Source organism: Streptomyces orinoci, assembly GCF_003121295.1.
GTDB classification, from domain to species: Bacteria; Actinomycetota; Actinomycetes; order Streptomycetales; family Streptomycetaceae; genus Streptomyces; species Streptomyces orinoci.
Genome location: NZ_PHNC01000031.1, coordinates 1,194,473 through 1,217,999 on the forward strand (window position 1 = coordinate 1,194,473; position 23,527 = coordinate 1,217,999).

General features: G+C 70.2%; 18 protein-coding genes and 1 pseudogene. 6 read left to right on the forward strand and 13 right to left on the reverse strand.

Annotated elements, in window-relative coordinates:
* Positions 1-65 precede the first annotated feature (65 nt).
* The 4 genes and pseudogenes from CV755_RS27895 to CV755_RS27910 all read left to right on the forward strand — a co-directional run bounded on the left by CV755_RS27895 (position 66) and on the right by CV755_RS27910 (position 5,498).
* Positions 66-827, forward strand: a complete 762-nt coding sequence (locus tag CV755_RS27895; protein ID WP_109283017.1) for an isoprenyl transferase — start codon at positions 66-68, stop codon at positions 825-827.
* Between the two features lie 397 nt (positions 828-1,224).
* Positions 1,225-2,547, forward strand: a complete 1,323-nt coding sequence (locus CV755_RS27900; protein WP_109283018.1) for a PhoH family protein — start codon at positions 1,225-1,227, stop codon at positions 2,545-2,547.
* Positions 2,548-2,958: 411 nt separating this feature from the next.
* Positions 2,959-3,675 carry an aggregation-promoting factor C-terminal-like domain-containing protein gene (locus tag CV755_RS27905; protein WP_479681641.1) on the forward strand — a complete coding sequence of 239 codons (717 nt, stop codon included), beginning with the start codon at positions 2,959-2,961 and terminating at the stop codon, positions 3,673-3,675.
* A gap of 175 nt (positions 3,676-3,850) precedes the next feature.
* Positions 3,851-5,498 (forward strand): annotated as a pseudogene (locus CV755_RS27910) (AI-2E family transporter).
* A gap of 185 nt (positions 5,499-5,683) precedes the next feature.
* Here CV755_RS27910 and CV755_RS27915 read toward each other — a convergent pair.
* Together CV755_RS27915 and CV755_RS27920 are read right to left on the reverse strand one after the other, a co-directional pair.
* Complete coding sequence (locus CV755_RS27915) at positions 5,684-6,217, reverse strand: alkyl hydroperoxide reductase (protein WP_109283020.1); 534 nt, start codon at positions 6,215-6,217, stop codon at positions 5,684-5,686.
* Positions 6,218-6,223: 6 nt separating this feature from the next.
* Positions 6,224-6,775, reverse strand: coding sequence for a peroxiredoxin (locus CV755_RS27920; RefSeq protein WP_109283021.1), 552 nt, complete (start codon positions 6,773-6,775; stop codon positions 6,224-6,226).
* Between the two features lie 129 nt (positions 6,776-6,904).
* Here CV755_RS27920 and CV755_RS27925 point away from each other — a divergent pair, with 129 nt between their 5' ends.
* The gene (locus tag CV755_RS27925; RefSeq protein ID WP_109283022.1) at positions 6,905-7,879 is read left to right on the forward strand and encodes a hydrogen peroxide-inducible genes activator; all 975 of its coding nucleotides are present in this window, start codon (positions 6,905-6,907) and stop codon (positions 7,877-7,879) included.
* Positions 7,880-7,888: 9 nt separating this feature from the next.
* On the opposite strand, the gene CV755_RS27930 is transcribed toward CV755_RS27925, so the two are convergent.
* The 6 genes from CV755_RS27930 to CV755_RS27955 form a co-directional block, all read right to left on the reverse strand.
* The gene (locus CV755_RS27930) at positions 7,889-8,494 is read right to left on the reverse strand and encodes a Uma2 family endonuclease (RefSeq protein WP_109283023.1); all 606 of its coding nucleotides are present in this window, start codon (positions 8,492-8,494) and stop codon (positions 7,889-7,891) included.
* Between the two features lie 157 nt (positions 8,495-8,651).
* The gene (locus CV755_RS27935) at positions 8,652-11,012 is read right to left on the reverse strand and encodes an FtsX-like permease family protein (RefSeq protein WP_109283024.1); all 2,361 of its coding nucleotides are present in this window, start codon (positions 11,010-11,012) and stop codon (positions 8,652-8,654) included.
* Positions 11,009-11,695 (reverse strand): ABC transporter ATP-binding protein, encoded by a 687-nt coding sequence (locus CV755_RS27940; RefSeq protein ID WP_109283025.1) that lies wholly within the window; start codon positions 11,693-11,695, stop codon positions 11,009-11,011. The genes CV755_RS27935 and CV755_RS27940 overlap by 4 nt, the downstream gene beginning before the upstream one ends.
* The gene (locus CV755_RS27945) at positions 11,692-12,216 is read right to left on the reverse strand and encodes a PadR family transcriptional regulator (RefSeq protein ID WP_109283026.1); all 525 of its coding nucleotides are present in this window, start codon (positions 12,214-12,216) and stop codon (positions 11,692-11,694) included. The genes CV755_RS27940 and CV755_RS27945 overlap by 4 nt, the downstream gene beginning before the upstream one ends.
* Positions 12,217-12,490: 274 nt before the next feature.
* Positions 12,491-12,718, reverse strand: a complete 228-nt coding sequence (locus CV755_RS27950; protein WP_109283027.1) for a type II toxin-antitoxin system antitoxin — start codon at positions 12,716-12,718, stop codon at positions 12,491-12,493.
* The gene (locus CV755_RS27955) at positions 12,715-13,641 is read right to left on the reverse strand and encodes an SPFH domain-containing protein (protein ID WP_109283028.1); all 927 of its coding nucleotides are present in this window, start codon (positions 13,639-13,641) and stop codon (positions 12,715-12,717) included. The genes CV755_RS27950 and CV755_RS27955 overlap by 4 nt, the downstream gene beginning before the upstream one ends.
* 206 nt (positions 13,642-13,847) lie before the next feature.
* Between CV755_RS27955 and CV755_RS27960 the strand changes: the two genes are divergently transcribed.
* Positions 13,848-16,142 (forward strand): transglycosylase domain-containing protein, encoded by a 2,295-nt coding sequence (locus CV755_RS27960; RefSeq protein WP_109283029.1) that lies wholly within the window; start codon positions 13,848-13,850, stop codon positions 16,140-16,142.
* A gap of 51 nt (positions 16,143-16,193) precedes the next feature.
* Here the strand turns inward: CV755_RS27960 and CV755_RS27965 are convergent, their stop codons facing one another.
* The 5 genes from CV755_RS27965 to CV755_RS27985 form a co-directional block, all read right to left on the reverse strand.
* Positions 16,194-17,657 carry a catalase gene (locus tag CV755_RS27965; RefSeq protein WP_109283030.1) on the reverse strand — a complete coding sequence of 488 codons (1,464 nt, stop codon included), beginning with the start codon at positions 17,655-17,657 and terminating at the stop codon, positions 16,194-16,196.
* A 103-nt stretch (positions 17,658-17,760) separates the two neighbouring features.
* Positions 17,761-20,316 carry a SpoIIE family protein phosphatase gene (locus tag CV755_RS27970; protein ID WP_109283031.1) on the reverse strand — a complete coding sequence of 852 codons (2,556 nt, stop codon included), beginning with the start codon at positions 20,314-20,316 and terminating at the stop codon, positions 17,761-17,763.
* Positions 20,317-20,371: 55 nt separating this feature from the next.
* Positions 20,372-21,049, reverse strand: coding sequence for a class I SAM-dependent DNA methyltransferase (locus CV755_RS27975; protein WP_422070595.1), 678 nt, complete (start codon positions 21,047-21,049; stop codon positions 20,372-20,374).
* An 89-nt stretch (positions 21,050-21,138) separates the two neighbouring features.
* Entirely contained in the window at positions 21,139-21,831 is a 693-nt protein-coding gene (gene fomD, locus CV755_RS27980) for a cytidylyl-2-hydroxypropylphosphonate hydrolase (protein WP_109283033.1), read from the reverse strand.
* Positions 21,832-22,034: 203 nt separating this feature from the next.
* Positions 22,035-23,429, reverse strand: a complete 1,395-nt coding sequence (locus tag CV755_RS27985; protein ID WP_109283034.1) for a class II fumarate hydratase — start codon at positions 23,427-23,429, stop codon at positions 22,035-22,037.
* Positions 23,430-23,527: the final 98 nt, after the last annotated feature.

The following is a 23,527-nucleotide window of genomic DNA, read 5'->3' on the forward strand; positions in this document are numbered from 1 at the left end:
TGGCAGTAATGTGGCGCCCTCACGGGGCGACCGAACTGGCACTGGCATGGAGGGGCTGGAAAGACGTGAAGTTGCGCGACCTGGTGTACGGGCTCTACGCGCGCCGGGTGGAAGGCCGCCTCGACCACGCCCAGGTGCCCAAGCACATCGGTGTCATCCTCGACGGCAACCGCCGCTGGGCGCGGGCCGACGGGCGGACCACCGAGCAGGGGCACCAGGCCGGCGCCGACAAGATCCATGAGCTGCTGGGCTGGTGTGACGAGACCGATGTCGAGGTCGTCACCCTGTGGATGCTCTCCACCGACAATCTGGACCGCCCGCCCGCGGAACTGAAGCCGCTGCTGGGCATCATCGAGAACACGGTGCGCGGGCTGGCCGCCGACGGCCGCTGGCGGGTGCACCATGTGGGCACGCTCGATCTGCTGCCGCCCGAGACCCAACTGGTGCTCAAGGAGGCCGAACAGGCCACCCTGGGAGTGGACGGGATACTGGTGAATGTCGCCGTCGGTTACGGCGGACGGCAGGAAATCGCCGACGCGGTGCGGTCGCTGATCCTGGAAGCGGCCGACAACGGCACCTCCTTCGAGGAACTGGCCGAGATGGTCGATGTCGACCACATCACCAAGCACCTTTACACGCGCGGCCAGCCGGACCCGGACCTGATCATCCGCACCAGTGGGGAACAGCGGCTGTCGGGTTTCATGCTGTGGCAGAGCGCGCATTCCGAGTACTACTTCTGCGAGGTCTTCTGGCCCGCTTTCCGGAAGGTCGACTTCCTGCGCGCGCTGCGTGATTATGCGGCGCGGCACCGGCGTTACGGTTACTGAGCAGGCATCCTTTCCATACGGTCCGTCACTGCCCAACAGGCGTGAGTGCGCAGGGCATTTGCCCGTCTTGCACGCCGGGCGCCGCCGTCGGCGGACCGGTCGTTCACCTGCGCGTCGCATATGCCGTTGCATGGTCAAGCGGTTGGGCGGGAATATCCCCTCCAGGCCGGCGGTCGATCCCATGACCGTCGCTCTGCAAGCGGACGGCATGGGGCCGTTCGCCCGGGAGGCCCTTTGCACACGGACGACGACCGTGCGGTGGCGGAGCGGACCAGAGGTGCCGCGGCCGGCACGGACGAGAGGGGTCGTCGGATGGCCCCCCAAGGGGCGTGGACCCGGCCCTTTCCCCGCGACGATGTCGCGTCCAGACCTCTCCCCGAGGGGGTTCGTGCACCCTATGGTGACCAGCAAGAAGCGCCGTGAGATCGACCGGCGCACGTATGTCCTCGACACCAGCGTTCTGCTGGCGGACCCGGGGGCCATGGCCCGTTTCGAGGAGCATGAGGTGGTGCTCCCGGTGGTCGTGGTCACGGAGTTGGAGGCCAAGAGGCACCATCCGGAACTGGGGTATTTCGCCCGTAAGGCGCTGCGTTCACTGGACGAGTACCGGGTGCAGTACGGCCGGCTCGACGCCCCGATCCCGATCGGTGAGCTGGGGGGCAGCCTGAGGGTCGAGCTCAACCACTCCGACCCGGGCATACTCCCGGTGGGTTTCCGGGCGGGCGACAACGACTCGCGGATCCTGGCGGTCGCCCGCAACCTCCAGGCCGAGGGCTATGACGTCACCGTGGTCTCCAAGGACCTGCCGTTGCGCATCAAGGCATCCTCGGTGGGGCTGCTGGCCGAGGAGTACCGCGCCGAGTGGGCCATCACCGACTCGGGCTGGACGGGCATGGCGGAGCTGACCGTCGGTGCCGAGCAGGTGGACCAACTCTTCGCCGAGGAACGGGCATATCTCCCCGAGGCGGCCGAACTGCCGGTGCACACCGGGCTGGTGCTGCAGTCCGAGCGGGGCAAGGCGCTGGGTCGGGTCACGGCGGACGGCTCGGTGCGCCTGGTGCGCGGCGACCGGGAGGCGTTCGGCATCCATGGCCGCAGCGCGGAGCAGCGGGTGGCGCTGGATCTGCTGCTGGACCAGGAGGTGGGCATTGTCTCGCTGGGCGGCCGGGCGGGTACGGGCAAGTCGGCGCTGGCGCTGTGCGCCGGGCTGGAGGCGGTGCTGGAGCGACGGCAGCATCGCAAGGTGATGGTGTTCCGTCCGCTGTATGCCGTCGGCGGGCAGGAGTTGGGGTATCTGCCGGGCAGCGAGGCGGAGAAGATGAGCCCCTGGGCCCAGGCGGTCTTCGACACTCTGTCGGCGGTGACCACTGCCGAGGTGATCGAGGAGGTGGTGGGGCGCGGGATGCTGGAGGTGCTGCCGCTGACCCATATCCGGGGCCGTTCGCTGCATGACGCCTTTGTCATCGTCGATGAGGCGCAGTCGCTGGAACGCAATGTACTGCTGACCGTTTTGTCGCGGATCGGCGCCAACTCGCGGGTGGTGCTCACCCATGATGTGGCCCAGCGCGACAACCTGCGGGTCGGGCGCTACGACGGAGTGGTGGCGGTGGTGGAGAAGTTGAAGGGGCATCCCCTCTTCTCGCATGTGACCCTGACGCGTTCGGAGCGGTCGCCCATCGCGGCGCTGGTGACCGAGATGCTGGAGGACGGCCGCATCTAGCGCGGCATCGGGGCCGTACCCGGGCCCCATCTGGGGTCACTCCTGGGGCAGTTGAGGACGGTGCGCGGCAAAGCGAGGAAGCCTAGCCGCGCGCCGTTGTGTTGTGCCGGGCTTTCCGCAAATCCTGTCGCATAAACGGGATGTGACCTTTCCCACGCAACGAAGAATTGCTTCTTGGCGTGTCGTTCGGGCAGAGTCTGGGTCCTGTCAGGCCCCGCATACGGCGGTTGCCCCCCTGGGGGCGTGTGCCACCACCAACTGAACAGCGTCGCCGTATGCCGCCCGGGTACGGGCCAGAGTCTCCAGTGACCGGCCGGTTCCGCAGTGCGGGTCCGTCCAGCGGAGAACAGCGCCAGGGGCACGATTGCGCTCGCGAGGTCACCGATGCGGGCGATGCTGGAAGGAAACCGTGTGAGCCGGATCTCGGTCCGGGGATTCGCCGTGGCATCTGCCACTGCGGTCACCGCCGTTGGCGCCGTCGCAGGTGTCGCCTCGGGTAGTGAGCAGGGTGCGACCAACAAGGTCGAGGCCTCCGCGGCCGACACCACGGTCCTCGCGGACCTCCCCGCGGGTCACAACGCCCAGGTGCAGGCCGCTTCCCTGACGCAGCAGGCGGACACCCAGGCAGAGGTGGCTCAGTCCACGGCCAAGAAGGACGCCGAGGAGGCCGCGCGCAAGCAGGCCGCCAAGGACGCCACGGCCAAGAAGGAAGCCGCGGACGCCGCCAAGAAGAAGGAGGCGGAGGAGAAGGCCGCCAAGGAGCACCAGAGCGACGACAGTGTCGCCAGCCGCTCCGCCAGCCGCTCCAGCCTCGACTTCCCGGTCAAGGGCTCCTACTCGGTCGCCGACGTCCAGGCCATGGCCCGGCAGATAGTCCCCGGCGACCAGTTCCAGTGCTTCAGCAATATCGTGAACAACGAGAGCAGCTGGGACTACACGGCCACCAACGCCTCCTCCGGCGCCTATGGCCTGGTCCAGGCGCTGCCCGGTTCCAAGATGTCCTCGGTCGCCGATGACTGGCGCACCAACCCGGCCACCCAGATCAAGTGGGGCCTGAGCTACATGAACGACCGCTATGGCAGCCCCTGTGGCGCCTGGTCCTTCTGGCAGGCCAACCAGTGGTACTGAGCGGCGATTTGCCGTAGCCGAGCCCCCGGTCTTCGTCGGCCGGGGGCTTTGTCGTATGCCGGTGTGAAACCGATGGGACACCGGGTTTTCGTGGGGTCCGGGTAACGTCGGTGGGGATGACCACGGGGACCGAGCCTGGAATGCGGCTGCGCCGCGTGCGGGGGTAGAGGGAGAAATGTCCAGATTGCCACAATGGCTCGGCGATGTGGGGTCGGGTCTGACGCGGCTTGCCCAGCGGCTGGAGGAGCGCAAGGCGAAGACCGATGCCACGGGGGGGCTCGCGGGGCCCGTTCCCGCCCCCGTGCCGGTTCCGGCCCCGGTTACGACGCCGGCTCCCACGGCCGACGGGGCCGGGGCGGGCACCGTGCCGGGTGTGGGTGTGGGGCCGGACCCGGATGCCGGGTTCGGCTCTGATGCCGAGCGTGGTGCGGGTGCGGGTGCGGGTGCGGGTGCAGGTTCTGGTGCTGGTGTCGTGGCCGGGGCGGATGGCGAGTCCGCTGGCGGTGTTGTGGCCGGGGCGGAGGCGGTGCTCGCCGGGGACCCGGCAGCGGAGCCGGTGACCGCCGGGCCGGTCGTCGCCAAGCCGTCGGCGCTCCGGCCCGATCCGGTGGCCGCCGTTCCCTGGGGCGTGCGGGTGGCCGCCGAGGTGGCCTGGCGGTTCCTGGTGCTGGCCTTCACACTCTGGGTGCTGATGCAGGTGATCAGCGCGGTGCGGCTGGTGGTGATGTCCTTTGTGGCCGGCCTGCTGATCACCGCACTGCTGCAGCCCACCGTCGCCCGGCTGAAGGCCCGGGGCGTGCCCCGCGGGCTGGCCACGGCGCTGACCTTTATCTCCGGCTTTGTGGTGATGGGGCTGGTGGGCTGGTTTGTGGTCTGGCAGGTGATGGAGAACGCCGACGATCTCTCGCAGCAGATCCAGGACGGTCTGGCCAACCTCAAGGAATGGCTGCGCACCAGCCCGTTCCATGTCACCCAGGATCAGATCAACCACATCGCCGACAACCTCAGCAATGCCATCGGCTCCAACACCAGGGAGCTGACCTCGGCGGGGATAGAGGGTGTCCAGGTCATCTTCGAGGTGCTCACCGGCGTCCTGCTGGCGATGTTCTCCACCCTCTTCCTGCTCTATGACGGCCCCAGGATCTGGGGCTGGCTGCTGAAGCTGGTGCCCAGCGCCGCCCGGGAAGGGGTGGCCGGGGCCGGTCCGCGGGCCTGGGCCACGCTGACCGCGTATGTGCGCGGGACGGTGATAGTGGCCATGATCGACGCGGTGTGCATCGGGGTCGGGCTGTACTTCCTCAAGGTGCCGATGGCGGTGCCGCTGGCCGTGTTCATCTTCCTCTTCGCCTTTATCCCGCTGGTCGGCGCGGTGGCGTCCGGGGCGCTGGCGGTGGTGGTGGCCCTGGTCTCGCACGGGGTGTTCACCGCGACCATGGTGCTGATCGTGGTGCTGGCGGTGCAGCAGATCGAGGGCCATGTGCTCCAGCCGTTCATCCTGGGGCGGGCGGTGCGGGTGCATCCGCTGGCGGTGGTGCTGTCGGTCGCGGCGGGGGGGATGGTTGCCGGGATCGGGGGAGCGGTGGTGGCGGTTCCGCTGGTGGCGGTGACGAATACGGTGGTCGGGTATTTGCGGGCCTATGCGAAGGAAGGTTCCGCCTGAGGGGTCGCTGCCGGGGGCGGTGCTGTTGCCGGGTGCGGCTCCGTTCCCGCCTGCGGCTCCGTTCCCGCCTGCGGCGGGCTTCACCCCGCCCACGCGCCACCCGTGGACCTTGTCCGGGTGGGCTGGACTCGCCAGGGGGTGGTCACCCGCCGTCGGCGGCTGACGGCCGACGGGCGCCGACGGGGCTCAGCCCGCGAAGGAAAGCGCCACCCTGACGGGGGAGTAACGGGTGGTGCGTGGGTGGGGGACACCCGCCGAAGGCGGCAACGGCGCCGCACACGCCAAGGGGCCCGCTGACCGGAAAATCGGTCAACGGGCCCCTTCTGAACCAGCGCGGTAGCGTCCGCACTACGCGCCCAGCGCGGCCTCCGCGTCCAGGGTGGCGGCAACCGCCTGCAGGACGGCGGCGATCTTGAACGCCTCCTGGATCGTCTCGCGGCTCACCCCGGCCTTGCGGAGCACCTGCTCATGCGAGTCCAGGCACATGCCACAGCCGTTGATGGCCGAGACGGCCAGCGACCACAGCTCGAAGTCGACCTTCTCCACACCCGGGTTGCCGATGACGTTCATCCGCAGACCGGCACGCAGGGTGCCGTACTCCGGGTCCGACAGCAGGTGCCGGGTGCGGTAGTAGACGTTGTTCATCGCCATGATCGCGGCAGCGGCCTTGGCGGCGGTGTACGCCTCCGGGGAGAGGTTCGCCTTCGCCTCGGGCTCCAGCTCGCGCAGCACAATCGGCGAACGGGACGCGATCGCGCAGGCCAGCACGGTGCCCCAGAGCTGCTGCTGGGGCAGCTCCGAGTTGCCGATCACCGAACCGAGGTTCAGCTTCAGATCCTTGGCGTAGTCCGGTATGGCGGACTTCAGCTCGTCGAGGGCCATGGTGGATCAGCTCGCGAGCAGGGCGGCGGCGTCGAGGGTGTCCTCGCCCTTGTTCCAGTTGCAGGGGCACAGCTCGTCGGTCTGCAGGGCGTCGAGGACCCGCAGGACCTCCTTGGGGTTACGGCCGACGGAGCCGGCGGTCACCATGACGAACTGGATCTCGTTGTTGGGGTCCACGATGAAGACGGCACGCTGGGCGTAGCCGTCCTCGCCCTCGACGCCACAGGCCGCCATCAGCTCGTGCTTGGCGTCGGCCAGCATCGGGAAGGGCAGGTCACGCAGGTCGGCGTGGTCCTTGCGCCAGGCGTGGTGGACGAACTCCGAGTCGCCGGAGACACCGAGGATCTGGGCGTCACGGTCGGCGAACTCGTCGTTCAGCTTGCCGAACGCGGCGATCTCGGTCGGGCAGACGAAGGTGAAGTCCTTCGGCCAGAAGAACACCACGCGCCACTTGCCCTCGTAGGACTTGTGGTCGATCTGCTGGAACTCCTTGCCGGCCTCCAGCGAGACGCAGGCGGTCAGGTCGAACTCGGGGAACTTGTCACCGACAGTGAGCACGCGCTCTCCTTGAGACGAGGTTGTCCCACTCGCGGGACTTCCTGGGGTTGGACGGCTCCCACACTGCCACAGGAGGCATTGATAGCGGAAATAGCTATGCTGAGTGAACTTGATTGGAGTTGGTTATCGATGGTGTCACCCATAGGCTCCGGCCCCCAGCCCGCGTCCGCCGGCCGTGCCCGCCAGCCCAGTCTGGCCCAGCTCAGGGCGTTCGTCGCGGTGGCCGAGCATCTGCACTTCCGGGACGCGGCCGCCTCGATCTCCATGAGCCAGCCCGCGCTCTCCGGCGCGGTGGCCGCCCTGGAGGAGGCGCTCGACGTTCAGCTCTTCGAGCGTACGACGCGGAAGGTGCTGCTCAGCCCGGCGGGTGAGCGGCTGGCCACGCGGGCCCGTACGGTGCTGGAGGCGATGGGGGACTTCCTGGAGGAGGCCGAGGCGGCCCGCGCGCCCTTCACCGGAGTGCTGCGCCTGGGGGTGATCCCCACGGTGGCGCCCTATCTGCTGCCCACCGTGCTGCGCCTGGTCCATGACCGCTACCCGGCCCTGGACCTCCAGGTGTACGAGGAGCAGACCTCCTCGCTGCTGGACGGTCTCACCCATGGCCGGCTGGACCTGCTGCTGCTGGCGGTGCCGCTGGGGGTGCCGGGCGTCACCGAACTCCCGCTGTTCGACGAGGACTTTGTGCTGGTCATGCCCTGCGACCACTGGCTGGCCGGACGGGATGACATCCCGCGCAGCGCGCTGCGCGAGCTGGATCTGCTGCTGCTGGACGAGGGGCACTGTCTGCGCGACCAGACCCTGGACGTCTGCCGGGAGGCCGGACGGGCGCCGGGCACCCCGGAGACCACCAGCGCGGCCGGACTGTCCACCCTGGTGCAACTGGTGGGCGGCGGCATGGGGGTGACGCTGCTGCCGCGTACCGCGGTACGGGTGGAGACCGGCCGTAGCGACCGGCTGGCCACCGGCAGCTTCGCCGACCCGGCGCCCTCCCGGCGGATCGCCCTGGCGATGCGGTCGGGGGCGGCCCGGCAGGGGGAGTTCGAGGAGTTCGCGGAGGCGCTGCGGGGGGCGGTGGGCAAGTTGCCGGTGCGGGTGGTGCGTTGAGCGGCGAGGTCAGCCGCGGCGGCCGGCGCGCTTGAGGATTTCCGCCACGTCCAGGTCGATCTCCGCGCCGATGGAATCGGGGAGTTGGGCCCGCTCGCCCGGCTCATAGGTGCGGTGGTCGCGGTATTCGTTGGCGTATGGGTCGGTCAGGATGTGCAAGCGCTGTTTCTTGCGATCGACGATGACATAGACGGGGATCTTGGCGATCGCGTAGGCGGCGACCTTGGTTCGCAGGTCCTGGAGGTAGTTGGTCGAGGTGACTTCGAGCACCAAGCGGAAGACGGCCGGGTCGTAGAGGTTCTTCTCGATGTGATGGTCGTCGATGTCCGCGTCCACCACGGCAAGATCCGGGACGGCGAACTCATAGGGCCCGTCCGGGAGCCACAGGCCCACACCCTGAAGGACCTCGGTCTCCCCGGTGTGCGCTGCCAGGAAAGCGACGGTGAGGTCGGTCAACGACCTCGCATGGCGGCTGTCGGGCGGTGGTGTCACGACGATCTGTCCCCCCAGGACCTCGACGCGGTGGCCGGGAAGCTGCTCGGCGAGCTTCATGGCCTCCTCAAGCAGGTTCGGCTCGTCGTGATCGCAGGGGTACTCAACAGCTGCGGCGGACATGGTGTGCCTCCTGACGGCCGGTGTCGAGACCATCATGGTAGGGCGCGGCGCCCGCCTGCCGCCCGTGTGCGTACGTTCACTCGTAAGTGGGTTCGGGCCTGCCCGGCCCGCCATGGGGCCCGGTCCGCGGGGGCCGTCGCGGGCCGGGCCCGGGTCGTCATTCCGTCCGCAGCCCGTCCGGCCGCATCATCCGCAGCAGCGGCGGCAGGCTGAGCAGTGTGACCAGGGCGATCACCGCCGTGCCCGCGGCCGTCATGGGGGTGAAGGCCCACCAGTCGGTCACCGGGCGGCCGACCAGGCGGAGCATGGTCCAGCCCAGGGCGAGGCCGCCGGCCACCGCCACCGCCATGCCCAGCGCCACCGGGATAGCGGTCTGCCAGAGCACCGACCAGGCAAGGGTGCGGCGGCGGGTGCCAAAGGCGACCAGTACGGACAACAGGCGCTTCCGCTCCCGCAGTTGCTCCAGGGTGCCGATCAGCAGGCCGGCGCCGATCAGGGCCAGGGTGAGCACGGAGCCGATCAGCAAGGAGCGTTCGATGGCGGCGTAGTTCTTGTCCTTCCGTACGCCGCCCAGCCGCCAGATGCGCATGGTGGGGTCGATATGGGCGCCGGTGTTGCGCACCCGCTCGATGGCGTCGGCGTCCCCCGGCACGGTCTTGACCGCCACCTGCGTCTCCACGTCCGGGATGGCCGCGGTGTTGATGGCGGACGGGGTGACCAGGACGCCGTGGTGGTGTTCACCGGTGGGGTCGGGGCGGGCGGTGACCAGGTGTGCGCCCCTGGGGACGGTCCAGCGGTAGTCGGTCTTCCCGGTCCCGGCCGTGAAGGAGGAGACCGTCAGCTTGTCGCCGGGGCCGAGCTTGCCCCGGGTGCGGGGCTGGTCCGGGGAGTCGGCGACAAAGGAGTCGCCGTCCCGGCAGGAGGTGATGGTGGCCAGTGAGCGCAGGGTGCCGCAGTCGGCGATGACGATCTCGCCGGTGTAGTCGGCGCCCTCCTTGTTGGCGTACTGCCGGACGAAGCTGATCGCTCCCTGGACGCCGGGGGTGGCCCTGAACCGGCTGGTGATCTCCTGGAGCCGGGAAGCGGAGGCCAGCTGGGCGCTGCCCGCCATCTGGGAGTGGGTGGGGTTGCCGGCGTCCTTCTCATAGTCGCCGCGGGCCGCCGCGAACAGCATCTGGACGGCGATCGCGCCGGCCACCGCCACCGCGATGCCGCTCACCGCCCGGGCCGCCGGGCCACTGCTCAACTGGAGCCTGCGGACCGCCAGTTGCCAGGATGGCGAGCCGCCGCGGAACCGGGCGACCACGCTCTCCACCAGCCAGGGGAGCACCGCGGTGACGCCGATCAGCAGCAGCACCGCGCCCCCGCCCACCTGATAGGTGCTGACCGGGTCGCCGGCGTCGCCGGTCGCCTTGCCGAAGGCCGGCACCAGCAGGGCCAGGCCGGCGGCGGGGAACAGCAGGCGCCACCACAGCCGGCGCCGGGGCGGGCGGGCGCTCCTGATCACGCCCAGCGGCTCGATGGCGATGCCGCGCAGCGCGAACAGGGCGACCAGCACGGCACAGGCCGGCACCGCCAGCGCGATCAGGGCCACCAGCGGGAGGCCGGGACGGAGGTCGCCGGGGAAGACGCTGGCGTCCTGGATGGTGACCTGTGAGGCCAGTTCCCGCAGTCCCAGGAAGAGGGCGCTGCCCACGGCCAGTCCCAGCACCGAGGCGGCCAGTGCCTCACCGGCCGCCATCCGGCGGATCATGGACCGGTCACAGCCCATCAGCCGTAGCGCGGCCAGCCTGCGGTCCCGGCGTTCGCCGCCGAAGCGCACCGAGGTGGCGATGAACACCGCCACCGGCATCAGCAGCACCACGCCGACCATGATGGCCAGCACCATCAGCTCCGGAGTGAGCGGATCCCCGGGCTGTACTTCGCCGAAGTGGTCGGTGCGGGTGGCGGACCGGTCGTCGAGCCGGTCGCTTCCGGCGTAGAAATACAGCTCATTGGGACCGATCAGGCCCTGGTCGCCGATGGTGCCGATGACGCGGTCGGGGTAGCGCTCGCGTAGCAGCCTGCCCTCGGCGGAGTCCATCAGCCGGGCCATCGCGGGCGAGACCACCATCTCGCCGGGGCCGGGGAGGCTCTTCAGGCCGGGCGGTACGGGCGCCTGGGGGCCGTCCGGCCGCAGCAGCGCGCCATGCACCGGCTTGTCCCGGTACTCGTCGAAGACATGCCGCAGCAGCAGGGTCCGGCTGCCCGGGGCGGGTGTGGCGGACGGGGCGGACGGGGTCTCACCGGCCGCACGGGCGGCCTCCCGCTGGTGCCGGGCGTCCAGCATGTGCGGCACCGAGGCGGCGCCCATCAGCAGGGCCACGCCCAGGCCCACGCCCAGTGCGGTGAAGACGGCGCGCAGCCGGCTCTCGCGGCCACCGGTGACGGCGAAGCGGGCGCCCAGGAGGAGGTCGCGCAGCCAGGCGGCGGGGCCGGAGGGGCCGGTGGGGTGGGTGGTGTCCCGGTCGCCGCTCATACCGCACCGGCCATGTCGCGGGCCTTGCCGTCGCGGACCACGACCTCGCGGTCGGAGTAGGCAGCGACCCGGGCCTCATGGGTGACCAGCACCACGGCGGCGCGGGTGTCCCGGGCCGCGTCGGTCAGCAGCTGCATCACCCGCTCGCCATTGAGCGAGTCCAGGGCGCCGGTGGGCTCATCGGCGAAGATCACTCGCGGGGTGGTGACCAGCGCCCGGGCCACGGCCACCCGCTGGCCCTGGCCGCCGGAGACCTCGCCGGGCCGCTTGCCGCGTATGTCGGCGACCTCCAGCCGTTCCAGCCACTCCAGCGCCCGGCGCTCGGCCTCCTTGCGCTTGAGCCCGGCCAGCCGCAGCGGCAGGGCAGCGTTCTCCACGCAGGTCAGCTCGGGCACCAGCTGGCCGAACTGGAAGACAAAGCCGAACTCGCCGCGGCGCAGCGCGCTGCGTTCGGCGTCGGGCATCTCCGACAGCGGGCGGCCGTCGTAGGTGACGGTGCCGGAGTCGGGGCGGATGATGCCGGCCAGGCACTGCAGCAGCGTGGACTTGCCGGAACCGGAGGGTCCCATCACCGCGACGACCTCGCCGGCGTGGATGGAGAAGTCGGCGCCGTCCAGAGCGGGAGTGGGCCCGTAGGACTTGTGCAGGCCGGTGGCGGTCAGCAGGGAGCCGGCGGGTATCACCGCGTCACCTCCTTGGCCAGTGCGCCCAGCCGGGCGGCGGTCAGCTCCAGCCAGCGCAGGTCGGCTTCCAGGTGGAACAGGGCGTGATCGCAGATCAGCTGATCGGCCAGGTCGCCGGTGCGCTTGCGCTGGGTGAGTTCGCGCATCAGCCGCAGGTGCTCGGAGCGCTGGACGTCCAGCAGGGTGCCCGCGTCCCGGCCGGTCATCAGGGCGAGGACGACCTTGGTGTAGAGGGTGGACTGGAGGTAGGGCTCGGGCTTCTCGGGCTGGGCCAGCCAGTGGCCGACATCGGTGACCCCGGCATCGGTGATGGCGTAGCGCTTGCGGTCGGGGCCGCCGCCCTGCTCTATGCCGTCCACTTCGACCAGGCCGTTCTTCAGCAGCCGGGACATGGTCGAGTAGACCTGGCCGTAGTGCAGGGGGCGGTCGTGGCCGAAGCGCTCGTCAAAGGCCCGCTTGAGGTCGTAGCCGTGGCGCGGGCCGGATTCGAGGAGGGCGAGCAGGGTGTGTCCGATTGACATGCGGGCGACTATACATGGGGGGTATACGCGGGGTGTATAGCTGGGTATGGCTTCCCCCGCCGCCGCCCGGGGTGGGGGTGGTTTGGCTTTGGGTGGCGGCCGTGCGGCGTGCGGGGTTTTGTTTTGGGTGCGGGTTGTTTTGGGCTGGTCGCGCAGTTCCCCGCGCCCCGAAGGGGCGCCTGCGGCGCGTCGAAGGGCGGGGCGGGGCGAGTGGTTCGGGTGCGGGCTGCTTGTGGCTGCTCGCGCAGTTCCCCGCGCCCCTGATGGGGCGCCGTTACTCGGCCCGCGGTGGGCGGCCCCGGCCGCGCATGGTGCGTACCCCGCTGGGCAGCCGCCCGGCCTCGGCCAGCGCCTTGCGCAGCAGGAACTCGATCTGGGCGTTGGTGCTGCGCAGTTCCTCGCCCGCCCAGCGGGCCAGCGCGTCATGCACCAGTGGGTCCAGCCGCAGCAGCACCTGCTTGCGCTGCCGCGGCCGGTTGTCTCCGGGGAGGTCGTCGGTCACTGGTACAGGGTGCCGGTGTTGAGGACGGGCTGGGCGGCCCGGTCGCCGCACAGCACCACCATCAGGTTGCTGATCATGGCCGCCTTGCGCTCCTCGTCCAGTTCCACGATGCCCTGCTCGCTGATCCGGGCCAGGGCCTGCTCGACCATGCCCACCGCGCCCTCGACGATCAGCTGCCGGGCGGCCACCACGGCGCCCGCCTGCTGCCGCTGGAGCATGGCCGAGGCGATCTCCGGGGCGTAGGCGAGGTGGGTGAAGCGGCACTCGACGATCCGTACTCCGGCGGCCCGGACCCGTACGGCCAGCTCGGCGGCCAGCTTCTCGGTGATCTCCTCGGCGTTCCCGCGCAGCGAGAGGCTGCCGTCCTCGTGCCCGTCATAGGGGTACTCGATGGCGATATGCCGCACCGCCGTCTCGGTCTGGATGCCGACGAACTGCTCGAAGTCGTCCACCTCGAACAGCGCCTGTGCGGTGTCCGCGACCTGCCAGACCACCACCGCGGCCAGCTCGATGGGGTTGCCGTAGGCGTCGTTGACCTTCAGTACGGGCGTCTCATGGTTGCGCACCCGGGTGGAGATCCGGCGCCGGCTGGTGAAGGGGTTGACCCAGCGCAGGCCCTCGGTGCGGATGGTGCCGCGGTAGCGGCCGAAGAGCTGGACCACCCGGGCCTCGCCGGGGGCGATGGTGTTCAGCCCGCGCATGGCTATGAAGGAGGCGATGATCAGCACCACACCGCAGATGACCACCGCGGCGGCGGGACCGTGATGTCCGGCACTGCCGAGCGCCGCGCCGCCGACGATGGTGCCGATCCCCAGCAGCAGTCCGACCAGGCCCAGCAACAGGGCCAGTCCGCCGCCGATGTCCTTGGCCGGGATCTCCCGGGTTTCGGGCCTGACCGCCTGCTCAGCGGTTGTTTCGGACATGACGGGTCCCCCCTTGGCGATGTCTAGCAAAGTGATAGCACATTATCGCCCTGTACGGTTTCCCGCATCGCGCCGTACCCGGGCCCGCCCCCCGGGGTGCTGTATGTCACGTTTGGCAAACGCTTGATCGATGGGCCTTTCGTGACTGTTGCGGTGTTAGCTTCGTGAGCTGGTTCGGGGGCGGACAGACTGGAGCTACGGGAGAGATGGGTCGAGCGGAAGCACGACGGGCGCAGAAGGGCCGCGGCGCCCGCAGCGCAAGGGGTAAGAAGCCGAAGAAGACCGGCATACGCCGCTTCTTTACCTGGAAGAAGCTGCTCGCCTACTTCTTCGGCCTGATCCTGCTGGGGATGGGTGCCTTCGCGGCGCTGTACTTCTCTGTTGACGTACCCGCCAGCGGGAACAGCGCGGCGGTGGCACAGAGCAACGTCTACCGGTTGCCCAACGGCAAGGTCCTCGCACGGTCCGGCAAGTTCAACCGCGAGGAGGTGGCCTACGCGAAGATCCCGGCGAACATCAAGGACTCGGTGGTCGCCGCGGAGAACAAGAACTTCTGGACCGACCCCGGCATCGACTTCATGGGCACCAGCCGAGGCATTCTCTACACACTGATGGGCAAGGGCACCCAGGGTGGTTCCACCATCACCCAGCAGTATGTGAAGAACTACTACCTGGACCAGCGGCAGACCGTTCAGCGCAAGGTCAAAGAGCTGATCATTTCGCTGAAGCTGCAGCAGACCAAGTCCAAGGAAGACATCCTCGCCGGGTACCTGAACACCAGCTTCTTCGGCCGCAACTCCTACGGCATCCAGGCGGCCTCGCACGCCTACTTCAACAAGGAGCTCGACAAGCTCAGCATCGAGGAGTCCGCCTACCTCGCCGCACTGCTGCAGTCCCCGAGCTCGTACGACGTGGTGGTGGGCAGCCCGGCCGGCAAGGCGGCGGCCATCGCCCGCTGGAACTATGTGCTGGACAAGCTGGTCGAGATGCACAAGATCCCGGCCGACAAGCGCAAGACCATGCAGTTCCCCAAGGTCATCTACCCCAAGGCCGACCCCGGCCTGGATGGCCAGAAGGGCTACATAGTCGCCATGGCCCGAGACCAGGCCAGCCAGATCCTCAAGGCCCAGGGGCGCGACCTGGCCGCCGGTGGCTACACCATCACGGTCACCATCGACGACAAGAAGCAGAAGGCGCTGGAGAACGCGGTCAAGGCCCAGATGACCGACCAGCTGGAGCCCAAGACCCGCAAGGCCGACCGCAATGTGCAGGCCGGTGCCGTCTCGGTGGACCCCAGAAGCGGGCAGATCGCGGCGATCTACGGCGGCCCGGGAGAGACCGGGCCGACGCCGCACTGGATCAGCAACGCCACCCGCTCCGACTTCCAGCCCGGTTCGACCTTCAAGCCGCTGATCTACACCGCGGCGTTGAAGAACGGGTCCAAGACCCAGACCGGCCAGCCGATCAACGCCAACACCATCTACGACGGCACCAACCAGCGGCCGGTGGTCAACTCCAGCGGTGAGAAGGTCGGTTACGCCCCGGAGAACGAGAACCACATCAACTACGGTCCGGTGACCGTGCAGTCGGCGATGAACCAGTCGATCAACTCGGTCTTCGCGCAGATGGCGCAGGACGTCGGCCTGCATGACGTCAAGACGCTGGCCGGCGACATGGGCATGAACACCAAGGACCCGGACTTCGTGGAGAAGCCCGCCATGGCGCTGGGTTCCATGGGTGCCAGCCCGCTGGAGATGGCCGGGGTCTACGCCACGCTGGACGCTCATGGCAAGAAGGTCTCCCCGACCATCATCAAGTCGATCAACTGGAAGGGCACGGATGTAGACCTGCCCAAGGCGGTCGGCAGCAGCGAGCCCATCGACCGCAACACCGCCGACGGTGTCACCTCCCTCCTCCAGGGCGTGGTCAACGACGAAGAGGGCACCGGTAACGTGGTCAAGAGCGACCGCTACCAGGTGGCCGGTAAGACCGGTACCTCGGAGGAGGACCGCTCGGCCTGGTTCACCGGCTACACCCCGGACCTGGTGACCTCGGTCGGCCTGTTCGGTGAGTCCCCGGAGGGCAAGCACGTCTCGCTCTACGGCGTCGGCAGCGACGATCCCACCAAGCGTGTCAACGGTGGTGGCATGCCCGCCAAGATCTGGGACGCGTACACCTCGGCGGCGCTCGGCGACGACGCCACGCCCAAGTTCGACTTGGAGACCGAGGACGGGCCCGCCACGGCGACGCCCCCGCCGCCCACGGCCACCGCGCCGCCGAGCCACGTGGCGACCACGCCGCCGGCCTCCCACTCGCCGTCGCCGACGCACACCCAGCCGTCGGTGCCGCCGACCAACACCCACACCGCGTCGCCGTCGCACACTCCGCCGTCCCACCGGCCGTTGCCGACGCCGACGGATCCCACGGGAATCATCCAGGGCAATGACAACGGTGGCCCGGGCGGTGATCCGGGCACCAACAGCTTCTCCAGTAGGCAGTAGCGCGGCGCGGCCGCCGTCCCCCACAGCGGGGGACGGCGGCCGTCGTCGTTCTCAGCCTCCGTTGACCTGGGTGGCGATCCGGTCGCCCAGCGCCTTGTCGATATTGCGCCAGTACTGAAGCGCCCGTTCCAGTACCGGACGGCTCACGCCGTTGCGCAGGTGGCCGGAGACGTTGGACGCCAGCCGCTCCCGCGCCGCGTCGTCCAGTACCGAGCGGACCATGGTTCCCGCTTGCCCCCAGTCGTCATCGTCGCGGTGGAGCTTGTACGCCTCGCGGACCATCTCGCCGGAGGCCTCCCAGCCGGCGATTTCGCCGAAGCGGGTGGTGTCGGCGGCCGGGCCGCCATAGGAGTTGGGGGCGTACGGGCGGGCGGTGCGCGGGATGTCGTAGCGCATCGGGCCGTCCTTGGCGTATGAGTTGACCGGCGAGTGCGCCCGGTTGGGCGGCAGCTGGGCGTAGTTGGGGCCGATGCGGTAGCGGTGGCTGTCGGGGTACGAGAAGAGGCGGCCCAGGAGCATCTTGTCGGGGGAGGGGCCGATGCCGGGCACCAGGTTGGAGGGCTCGAAGGCGGACTGCTCGATATGGACGAAGAAGTCCTCCGGGTTGCGGTCCAGGGTCATCCGGCCGACCTTGATCAGCGGGTAGTCGCCATGCGGCCAGACCTTGGTGAGGTCAAAGGGGTTGAAGCGGTAGTCGGCCGCGTCCTCGAAGGGCATCAGCTGGACGTGCAGGGTCCAGGACGGGGCGTTGCCGCCCTTGATGGCCGTGAAGAGGTCCCTGCGGTGCAGGTCGGGGTCCTCACCGGCCAGCTGGTCGGCCTCGGCCTGGGTGAGGAACTCGATGCCCTGGTCGGTCTTGAAGTGGTACTTGACCCAGTGCTTCTCACCGGCGGCGTTGACCCACAGATAGGTGTGTGAGCCATAACCGTTCATATGGCGCCAGGTCCTGGGGATGCCGCGGTCGCCCATCAGCCAGGTGACCATGTGCGCGGACTCCGGGGAGAGGGTCCAGAAGTCCCACTGCATATCGTTGTCGCGCAGGCCGTTGTCCGGGCGGCGCTTCTGGGAGCGGATGAAGTCCTGGAACTTCTGCGGGTCGCGGACGAAGAAGACCGGGGTGTTGTTGCCCACCAGGTCGTAATTGCCCTGTTCGGTGTAGAACTTGACGGCGAAGCCACGGGGGTCGCGCCAGGTGTCGGGGGAGCCCTGTTCACCGGCCACGGTGGAGAAGCGGGCCAGGACCTCGGTGTGCTTGCCCGGCTGGAAGAGGGCGGCCTTGGTGAACTGGCTGACGTCATTGGTCACCTGGAAGCTGCCATAGGCGCCGCCGCCCTTGGCGTGGACCACCCGCTCGGGGACCCGTTCCCGGTTGAACTGGGCCATTTTCTCGATCAGATAGTGGTCCTGGAGCAGGATGGGGCCGGAGTCGCCGATGGTGAGCGAGTGTTCATCGCTTTCCACCGGAATGCCCACATTGTTGGTGGTGTAGCGGTCGTTCTGGGCCGAGCCGGTCATGGGACGCCTCCCGGAACGCGGTGAGAACGCTTGAGAGTGAGGACGTCTGCCGCCCTCCGCTCCGGCCCAGTGAACTCCCGCTGACAGCCCGTCGGCAACACCGCTAATGCGTCGGCGTGGGCAGGCCCAGTTCGAACCACACCACCTTTCCGGTGCTCAGCCGGGTGGCCCCCCAGCGCCGGGCCAGCTTGTTGACCAGGTAGAGGCCGCGGCCGCCCTCGTCCGAGGGGCGGGCCTGGCGCAGCCTGGGCAACTGCGGTACGTCGTCGCCTACTTCGCAGCGCAGGACATCGGTACGCAACAGCCGTAGCGTGATGGGACGTTCGGCATACCGCACCGCATTGGTGATCACCTCGCTGACCAGCAGCTCCACCGCGTCGGTGAGGTCCAGCAGGTCCCAGCGGGCCAGCGCCCGGCGGGCCAGGCGGCGGGCCTGTCCGGCGGTCTGCGGGCGCGGGTCCAGGAACCAGTAGGCGACATCGCTGGGGGCTATGCCCTCGAAGCGGGCGGCCAGCAGTGCGATGTCATCGTCCCGGTCGCCGGGGCCGAGCATGCCCAGCACCTCGTCACAAAGTGGCTCCAGTGGCGGCGGGTTGGGGCTGGTGAGCCGGGCGGTGTCGGTGAGGCGTTCACGGAGTTGCTCTATCCCCGTCCATACATCGCGGATACGGGACTCCACCAGGCCATCGGTGTAGAGGAGCAGGGTTGCGCCGGCCGGGGCGTCCAGTTCCACCGCCTCGAAGTCCACTCCGCCCACGCCGATGGGGGCGCCCGGCGGCACCCGCAGCACCTCGGCCCGGCCGCTGCGGTGCAGCATGATCGGCGGCGGATGACCGGCGTTGGCGACCACGATCCGGTGCGAGACCGGGTCGTAGACCGCGTAGAGGCAGGTGGCCATCCGGTCCGAACCCAGGCGCTGGGCCTGCTCGTCGAGGTGGTGCAGCACCTCGGCGGGTGGCAGGTCCAGCCCGGCCAGGGTCTGCGCGGTGGTGCGCAGCTGGCCCATGATGGCGGCGGAGGTCATGGAGTGGCCCATCACATCGCCGACCACCAGGGCTATGCGGTTGCCGGGCAGCGGGATGGCGTCGTACCAGTCGCCGCCCACCCGGGCCGTCTCGGCGGCCGGGAGGTAGCGGCTGGCCAGCCGGACGCCGGTGGGCTGGGGCAGCGAGTCGGGGAGCATGGTGCGCTGGAGCTCGTCGGCGATATAGACCTCGCGGCCGTAGAGCACCGCCTTGTCCACGCCCAGCGCGGTATGGGTGGCCAGCTGGGCGGCCACCAGCAGGTCGTCGCCCTCGAAGGCGGGCCGGTCCGGGCGGCGGATGAAGACCGCCGCGCCGATCACCCGGCGGCGGCCGCGCAGCGGGGCCAGGATGGTGCGCTGTCTGTCCGGTATGTGCCGTCCGGCGCCGAGCAGTTCGGGAAGGGCCGCCCGCGCGGCGGGGGAGTCACCGAAGACCGGGCGCACCCCGCGCAGCACTTCCGCGAGCGGCCCGCCTATCCGGACCTCGCAGCGTTCGGCGGCCTCCTCGGCCAGTTCCAGGCCCAGCGCGGCGTCCTCGGGCGGCGGGCTGCCTTCCAGCGGGCCGGGGAACCCGGCGGTCTCCAGGCCGCGGGCGTACTCCGGCAGCCGGTCGGTGCGGCGCAGCCGCAGCACCACCGGCCCCACCGGGCGCTCGTCGCCCACCGGCAGCGGGTCGCGCAGATAGACCAGGATGGCGTCGGCGAAGGTGGGCACGGTGGCCCGGCACAGGCCCAGCACGATCTCGTCCAGGTCGATGCCGCGGGCGATCCGGCGGGTGGCGGCGCCGACGAAGCGCAGGCGTTCGCCACCGGGGACGCTGGGCGCTCTTCCCGGGCCGTGCGGCCCATGACCGTCGATGCCGCCGCGGTCCGCGCCGTCTGCGCCGTCTGCGCCATCCGCGCCGTCGGTGCGGTCGGTGCCGTGATGGGCGGGGCCGTGAGCGTCTTCGGCGGAGGGAGCGCCGGCCCCGGAGAGAGCGTTGGCGTCCGAGGGGGCGTTGGTGCCGGAGGGAGTGCCGGTGCCGGAGGGGGCGTCGGCGGCCCCGGACTGGGGCGGGTCCCCGGGGTTGGGCGCGGCCCCCGCGTTGGGTACGGCCTCGGCGCGGGGCGCACCTCCGGCGTTGGGCGCACCTCCGGCGTTGGACGCGCCCCCGGCGCGGGGCGCGCTCTCCGTGGATGCCGTGGCCGTGGAGCGGGACTTCGCCGCCGTCCGGGGCGCGTCCGCGGGGGACTGCCGGGTGCCCGGCGCTGTGGGGCCGGGGCCGTCCTTGGCACCGCGGGTGCCATAGCGGCTGGTGCCGTGCGGGCGCGGGCCCTCGTCCCGTGCGTCGGGCGCGGAGCCGGCCGCGGGCTCGCCCGCGGGGGTCCGGGCGGCGCCCGGAACGTCATCGGGAACCCGGTCGCGCTCGGCGGGGTCCGCGGCGCCGGGTACGGGGGCGTGCCCGGGGCCGTTCACCACCGGCTGAGGGGCGCAGGCGCCCTCCCGGGGGCGCGCGGTCTGGTCGCCGGGACGGGGGTCGGGGCCGGCCGCCCCCAGGGGGTCGGTGCCGGGGGTACGGCGCTGCGCGGGCGTGCCCGGCGTCCGCCGGACACCGGCGGCGGGCCGCCCCCCATGGGCGTTGGGATGCTCCGTCACGCGTGGAATTCCATCCGTCGGGGCTCTGAGGCCCGGTCGCACAGGGCGCGCCGCGTCAGGCGGCGCGTCGCAGGTTGAGGAAGATCTGGATCTCGGGTGGGACGTCGGTGCTCGCCGGTGCGTACGCCGGCGAGCTCTCGCCGAGGATCTCGAAGCCCGCTTGGCGTACGACCTCGCGCAGGTCGTCCCGTAGATAGCCGGATACCCGGATGCTGTGGCCGAGGAACGGGATGGCGTAGTCGTCCACGTCCGCCTCGACCATGGACAGGGCCAACAGTCCGCCGGGGCGCAGCAGTTGGCGCAGCATGCGCAGGGCGTGCGGGATTTCCGCGCGGGGCAGCATCAGCAGGGAGAAGAAGGCGGCGATCCCGTCGAAGGTGCCCAGCCGGCCGTCCCTGAGGTCGGCCAGGTCGGCCAGGTGGAAGGTGGCCTCGGGTACATGGGCGCGGGCCAGTTCCAGCATGCCGGGGGAGAGATCGACGCCGGTCACCCGGTGTCCGGCCGCGGCCAGCTGGCGGGCGGTGGGCAGGCCGGTGCCGCAGCCCACGTCCAGCACCCGGGAGCCGGGGGGGAGCGACTCGGCGAGCCAGGCGCCGGCCGCCAGTTGGCCCTCCTTGTGCGGAAAGGCCTCGTCATAGCGGTCGCCGATGGCGTCGAAGGCCTCGGCCTGGCCGCTGCGGTCCAGTCCCGAGCGGGCGTAGTCGTCGTATTCCCGCAGGTCGTCACCGCTCACGGGTCCGCCCTTTCTGCGACTGCGATTCATGTGATCGAGCGTCACTTGCCGTGCCGGGATGGCGTGTACGTGTCTCGCGGAGGACGATCCTACGGTTGCCCGGTGGGGAGACGGCAAGCGTCCCAGTCCTCCGGGAGCTGGGGCACCGGCCAGGCGGGGTCGGGCCGCCACTGCTCCCAGCCGGAGGTGAAGGGCGCGCCCCAGGCCTCGATGTGCTCGGCCGCGGAGCGTCCGGCCGCCCGTACCCGCTCGGCCTGGGCGGCGGTGAGCAGGCCCACTTGCTGGGCGCGGGCGAACTCGTCCTCGTCCTTCCACTCCCAACTGCGGTCCGGGTGGACGGCGATGTCCAGGAAATGGTCCTCGGAGTCCACGCCGCGCTCCCAGCGGGTGAGGGGTTCCTCAAGGTTTACGTACCAGTTGCGGAACCGCCATTCCAGGTCCCAGAAGAGCCAGATGGACCAGGGCTCGCCGGGGCGGGCCAGCTTGAGCACGCCGGGGCCGAACCAGGAATCGACCGCGGTGGTACGGGGTTTGGTGTACCGGGTGGCCAGGGGTTCGCGGTAGAGCGGGGTGCCGTCGGCGAGCACGGGGCGGACGCAGCGGGTGCCGGGTGCCATCCAGGCGGCCAGCAGTTCGGGGGTGTCCCGCACCACGGTCATGGGCCGGCAGATGTGGATGCGGTCGGTGGCGTTGCCCCGGTAGCGCCAGAGGATCTGGTCGCCCGGGGACCAATGGGGCTGCTGGTGCTGGGTTGTGGGGTCGGCCGCCGTTTCCGCTGTCATGGAGGGATCTTAGGGGGTGGGTGCCGGGGGCCGCCGTGATGCGGTTCTCTTGGGCGGGGGTTGCGTTGGGTGGGGTGCGGGTGTGTTCTCGGGTGCGGGTTTGGTGTGGTTGATCGCGTCCACGCGGCGGAGCCGCATGATGGCGCGGCCCCGCGCCCCTGACGGGCGCCCCCGGTAGGGGCGCCCCCTGACCGAGCGCGCCCCTACGGTCGCGTCATCCGCAGTACGTCCAGCGCCTCGTCCAGTTGCCGCTCGGTGAGCAATCCGCGCTCGATATAGCCCGATTCAACGACCACCTGCCGGATGGTCTTGCGTTCGGCAAGCGACTTCTTGGCCACTTTGGCTGCCTCCTCATAGCCGAGGTAGCGGTTGAGCGGGGTCACCACGGAGGGGGAGGATTCCGCGTACTCCCGGCAGCGCTCGGCGTTGGCGGTGATGCCGTCCACCGTGCGGTCGGCCAGCAGCCGGGAGGCATTGGCCAGCAGCCGGATGGACTCCAGCAGGTTCTTGGCCATCACCGGCAGCATCACATTGAGTTCGAAGTTGCCGGCCGCCCCCGCGGTGGCCACCGTGACGTCATTGCCGGTCACCTGGGCGGCGACCATCAGCACCGCCTCCGGCACCACCGGGTTGACCTTCCCCGGCATGATCGACGAACCGGGCTGCAGATCGGGCAGGTTGATCTCGGCCAGGCCGGTGCGCGGTCCGGAGGACATCCAGCGCAGATCATTGGAGATCTTGGTGAGGCCGACCGCCAGGGTGCGCAGCTGGCCGCTGGTCTCCACCAGGGCGTCCCGGGCGCCCTGGGCCTCGAAGTGGTTGCGGGCCTCGGTCAGCGGCAGCCCGGTGGCGCGGGCCACTTCGGCGATCACGGCGGCGGCGAAACCGGGCGGGGTGTTGATGCCGGTGCCCACCGCCGTTCCGCCGAGCGGCAGTTCGGCCAGCCGGGGCAGGGCGGACTGCAACCGCTCGATGCCATAGCGGACTTGGGCCGCGTAGCCGCCGAACTCCTGGCCGAGGGTGACCGGTGTGGCGTCCATCAGGTGCGTCCGCCCGGACTTGACCACCTCGGCGAACTCCCCGGCCTTGCGTTCGAGGGCGGCGGCCAGATGGTCCAGGGCGGGGATCAGGTCCCCGGTGACCGCCGCGGTGGCGGCGATATGGATCGAGGAGGGGAAGACATCATTGGACGACTGGCTGGCGTTCACATGGTCGTTGGGGTGCACCGGCCGGCCGAGGCGTTCGGTGGCCAGGGTGGCGATGACCTCGTTGGCGTTCATATTGGACGAGGTTCCGGAGCCGGTCTGGAAGACGTCCACCGGGAAGTGGTCGTCCCAGCGCCCCTCGGCGACCTCGGCGGCGGCCGCGGTGATGGCCTCGGCCAGGTCCTGCTCCAGCACCCCCAGCCCCGCGTTGACCTTGGCCGCCGCGGCCTTGATCCGGGCCAGCGCCTCGATATGCGCCCGCTCCAGACGGGCCCCGCTGACCGGGAAGTTCTCCACCGCGCGCTGGGTCTGGGCCCGCCACTTGGCGTGGGCGGGGACCCGCACCTCGCCCATGGAGTCGTGCTCGGTCCGGTACTGCTCGCGCTCGTTCATCGTCATCCGCCTCCTGCCAGGCACAGCGTTTGTCCGGTTCCCCATGTTCCCCAAGGCCACTCTCAGCCAGTAAATACCGCGGGTAACAACTGAAATCG

Bases quoted from the DNA above. Each gene is read 5' to 3' on its own strand.
- fomD (WP_109283033.1), bottom strand. From the start codon at position 21,831: ATGACAGCGGAAACGGCGGCCGACCCCACAACCCAGCACCAGCAGCCC.
- CV755_RS27900 (WP_109283018.1), top strand. From the start codon at position 1,225: ATGGTGACCAGCAAGAAGCGCCGTGAGATCGACCGGCGCACGTATGTC.
- CV755_RS27930 (WP_109283023.1), bottom strand. From the start codon at position 8,494: ATGTCCGCCGCAGCTGTTGAGTACCCCTGCGATCACGACGAGCCGAAC.
- CV755_RS27935 (WP_109283024.1), bottom strand. From the start codon at position 11,012: ATGAGCGGCGACCGGGACACCACCCACCCCACCGGCCCCTCCGGCCCC.
- CV755_RS27925 (WP_109283022.1), top strand. From the start codon at position 6,905: ATGGTGTCACCCATAGGCTCCGGCCCCCAGCCCGCGTCCGCCGGCCGT.
- CV755_RS27985 (WP_109283034.1), bottom strand. From the start codon at position 23,429: ATGAACGAGCGCGAGCAGTACCGGACCGAGCACGACTCCATGGGCGAG.
- CV755_RS27955 (WP_109283028.1), bottom strand. From the start codon at position 13,641: ATGTCCGAAACAACCGCTGAGCAGGCGGTCAGGCCCGAAACCCGGGAG.
- CV755_RS27960 (WP_109283029.1), top strand. From the start codon at position 13,848: ATGGGTCGAGCGGAAGCACGACGGGCGCAGAAGGGCCGCGGCGCCCGC.
- CV755_RS27945 (WP_109283026.1), bottom strand. From the start codon at position 12,216: ATGTCAATCGGACACACCCTGCTCGCCCTCCTCGAATCCGGCCCGCGC.
- CV755_RS27965 (WP_109283030.1), bottom strand. From the start codon at position 17,657: ATGACCGGCTCGGCCCAGAACGACCGCTACACCACCAACAATGTGGGC.
- CV755_RS27915 (WP_109283020.1), bottom strand. From the start codon at position 6,217: ATGGCCCTCGACGAGCTGAAGTCCGCCATACCGGACTACGCCAAGGAT.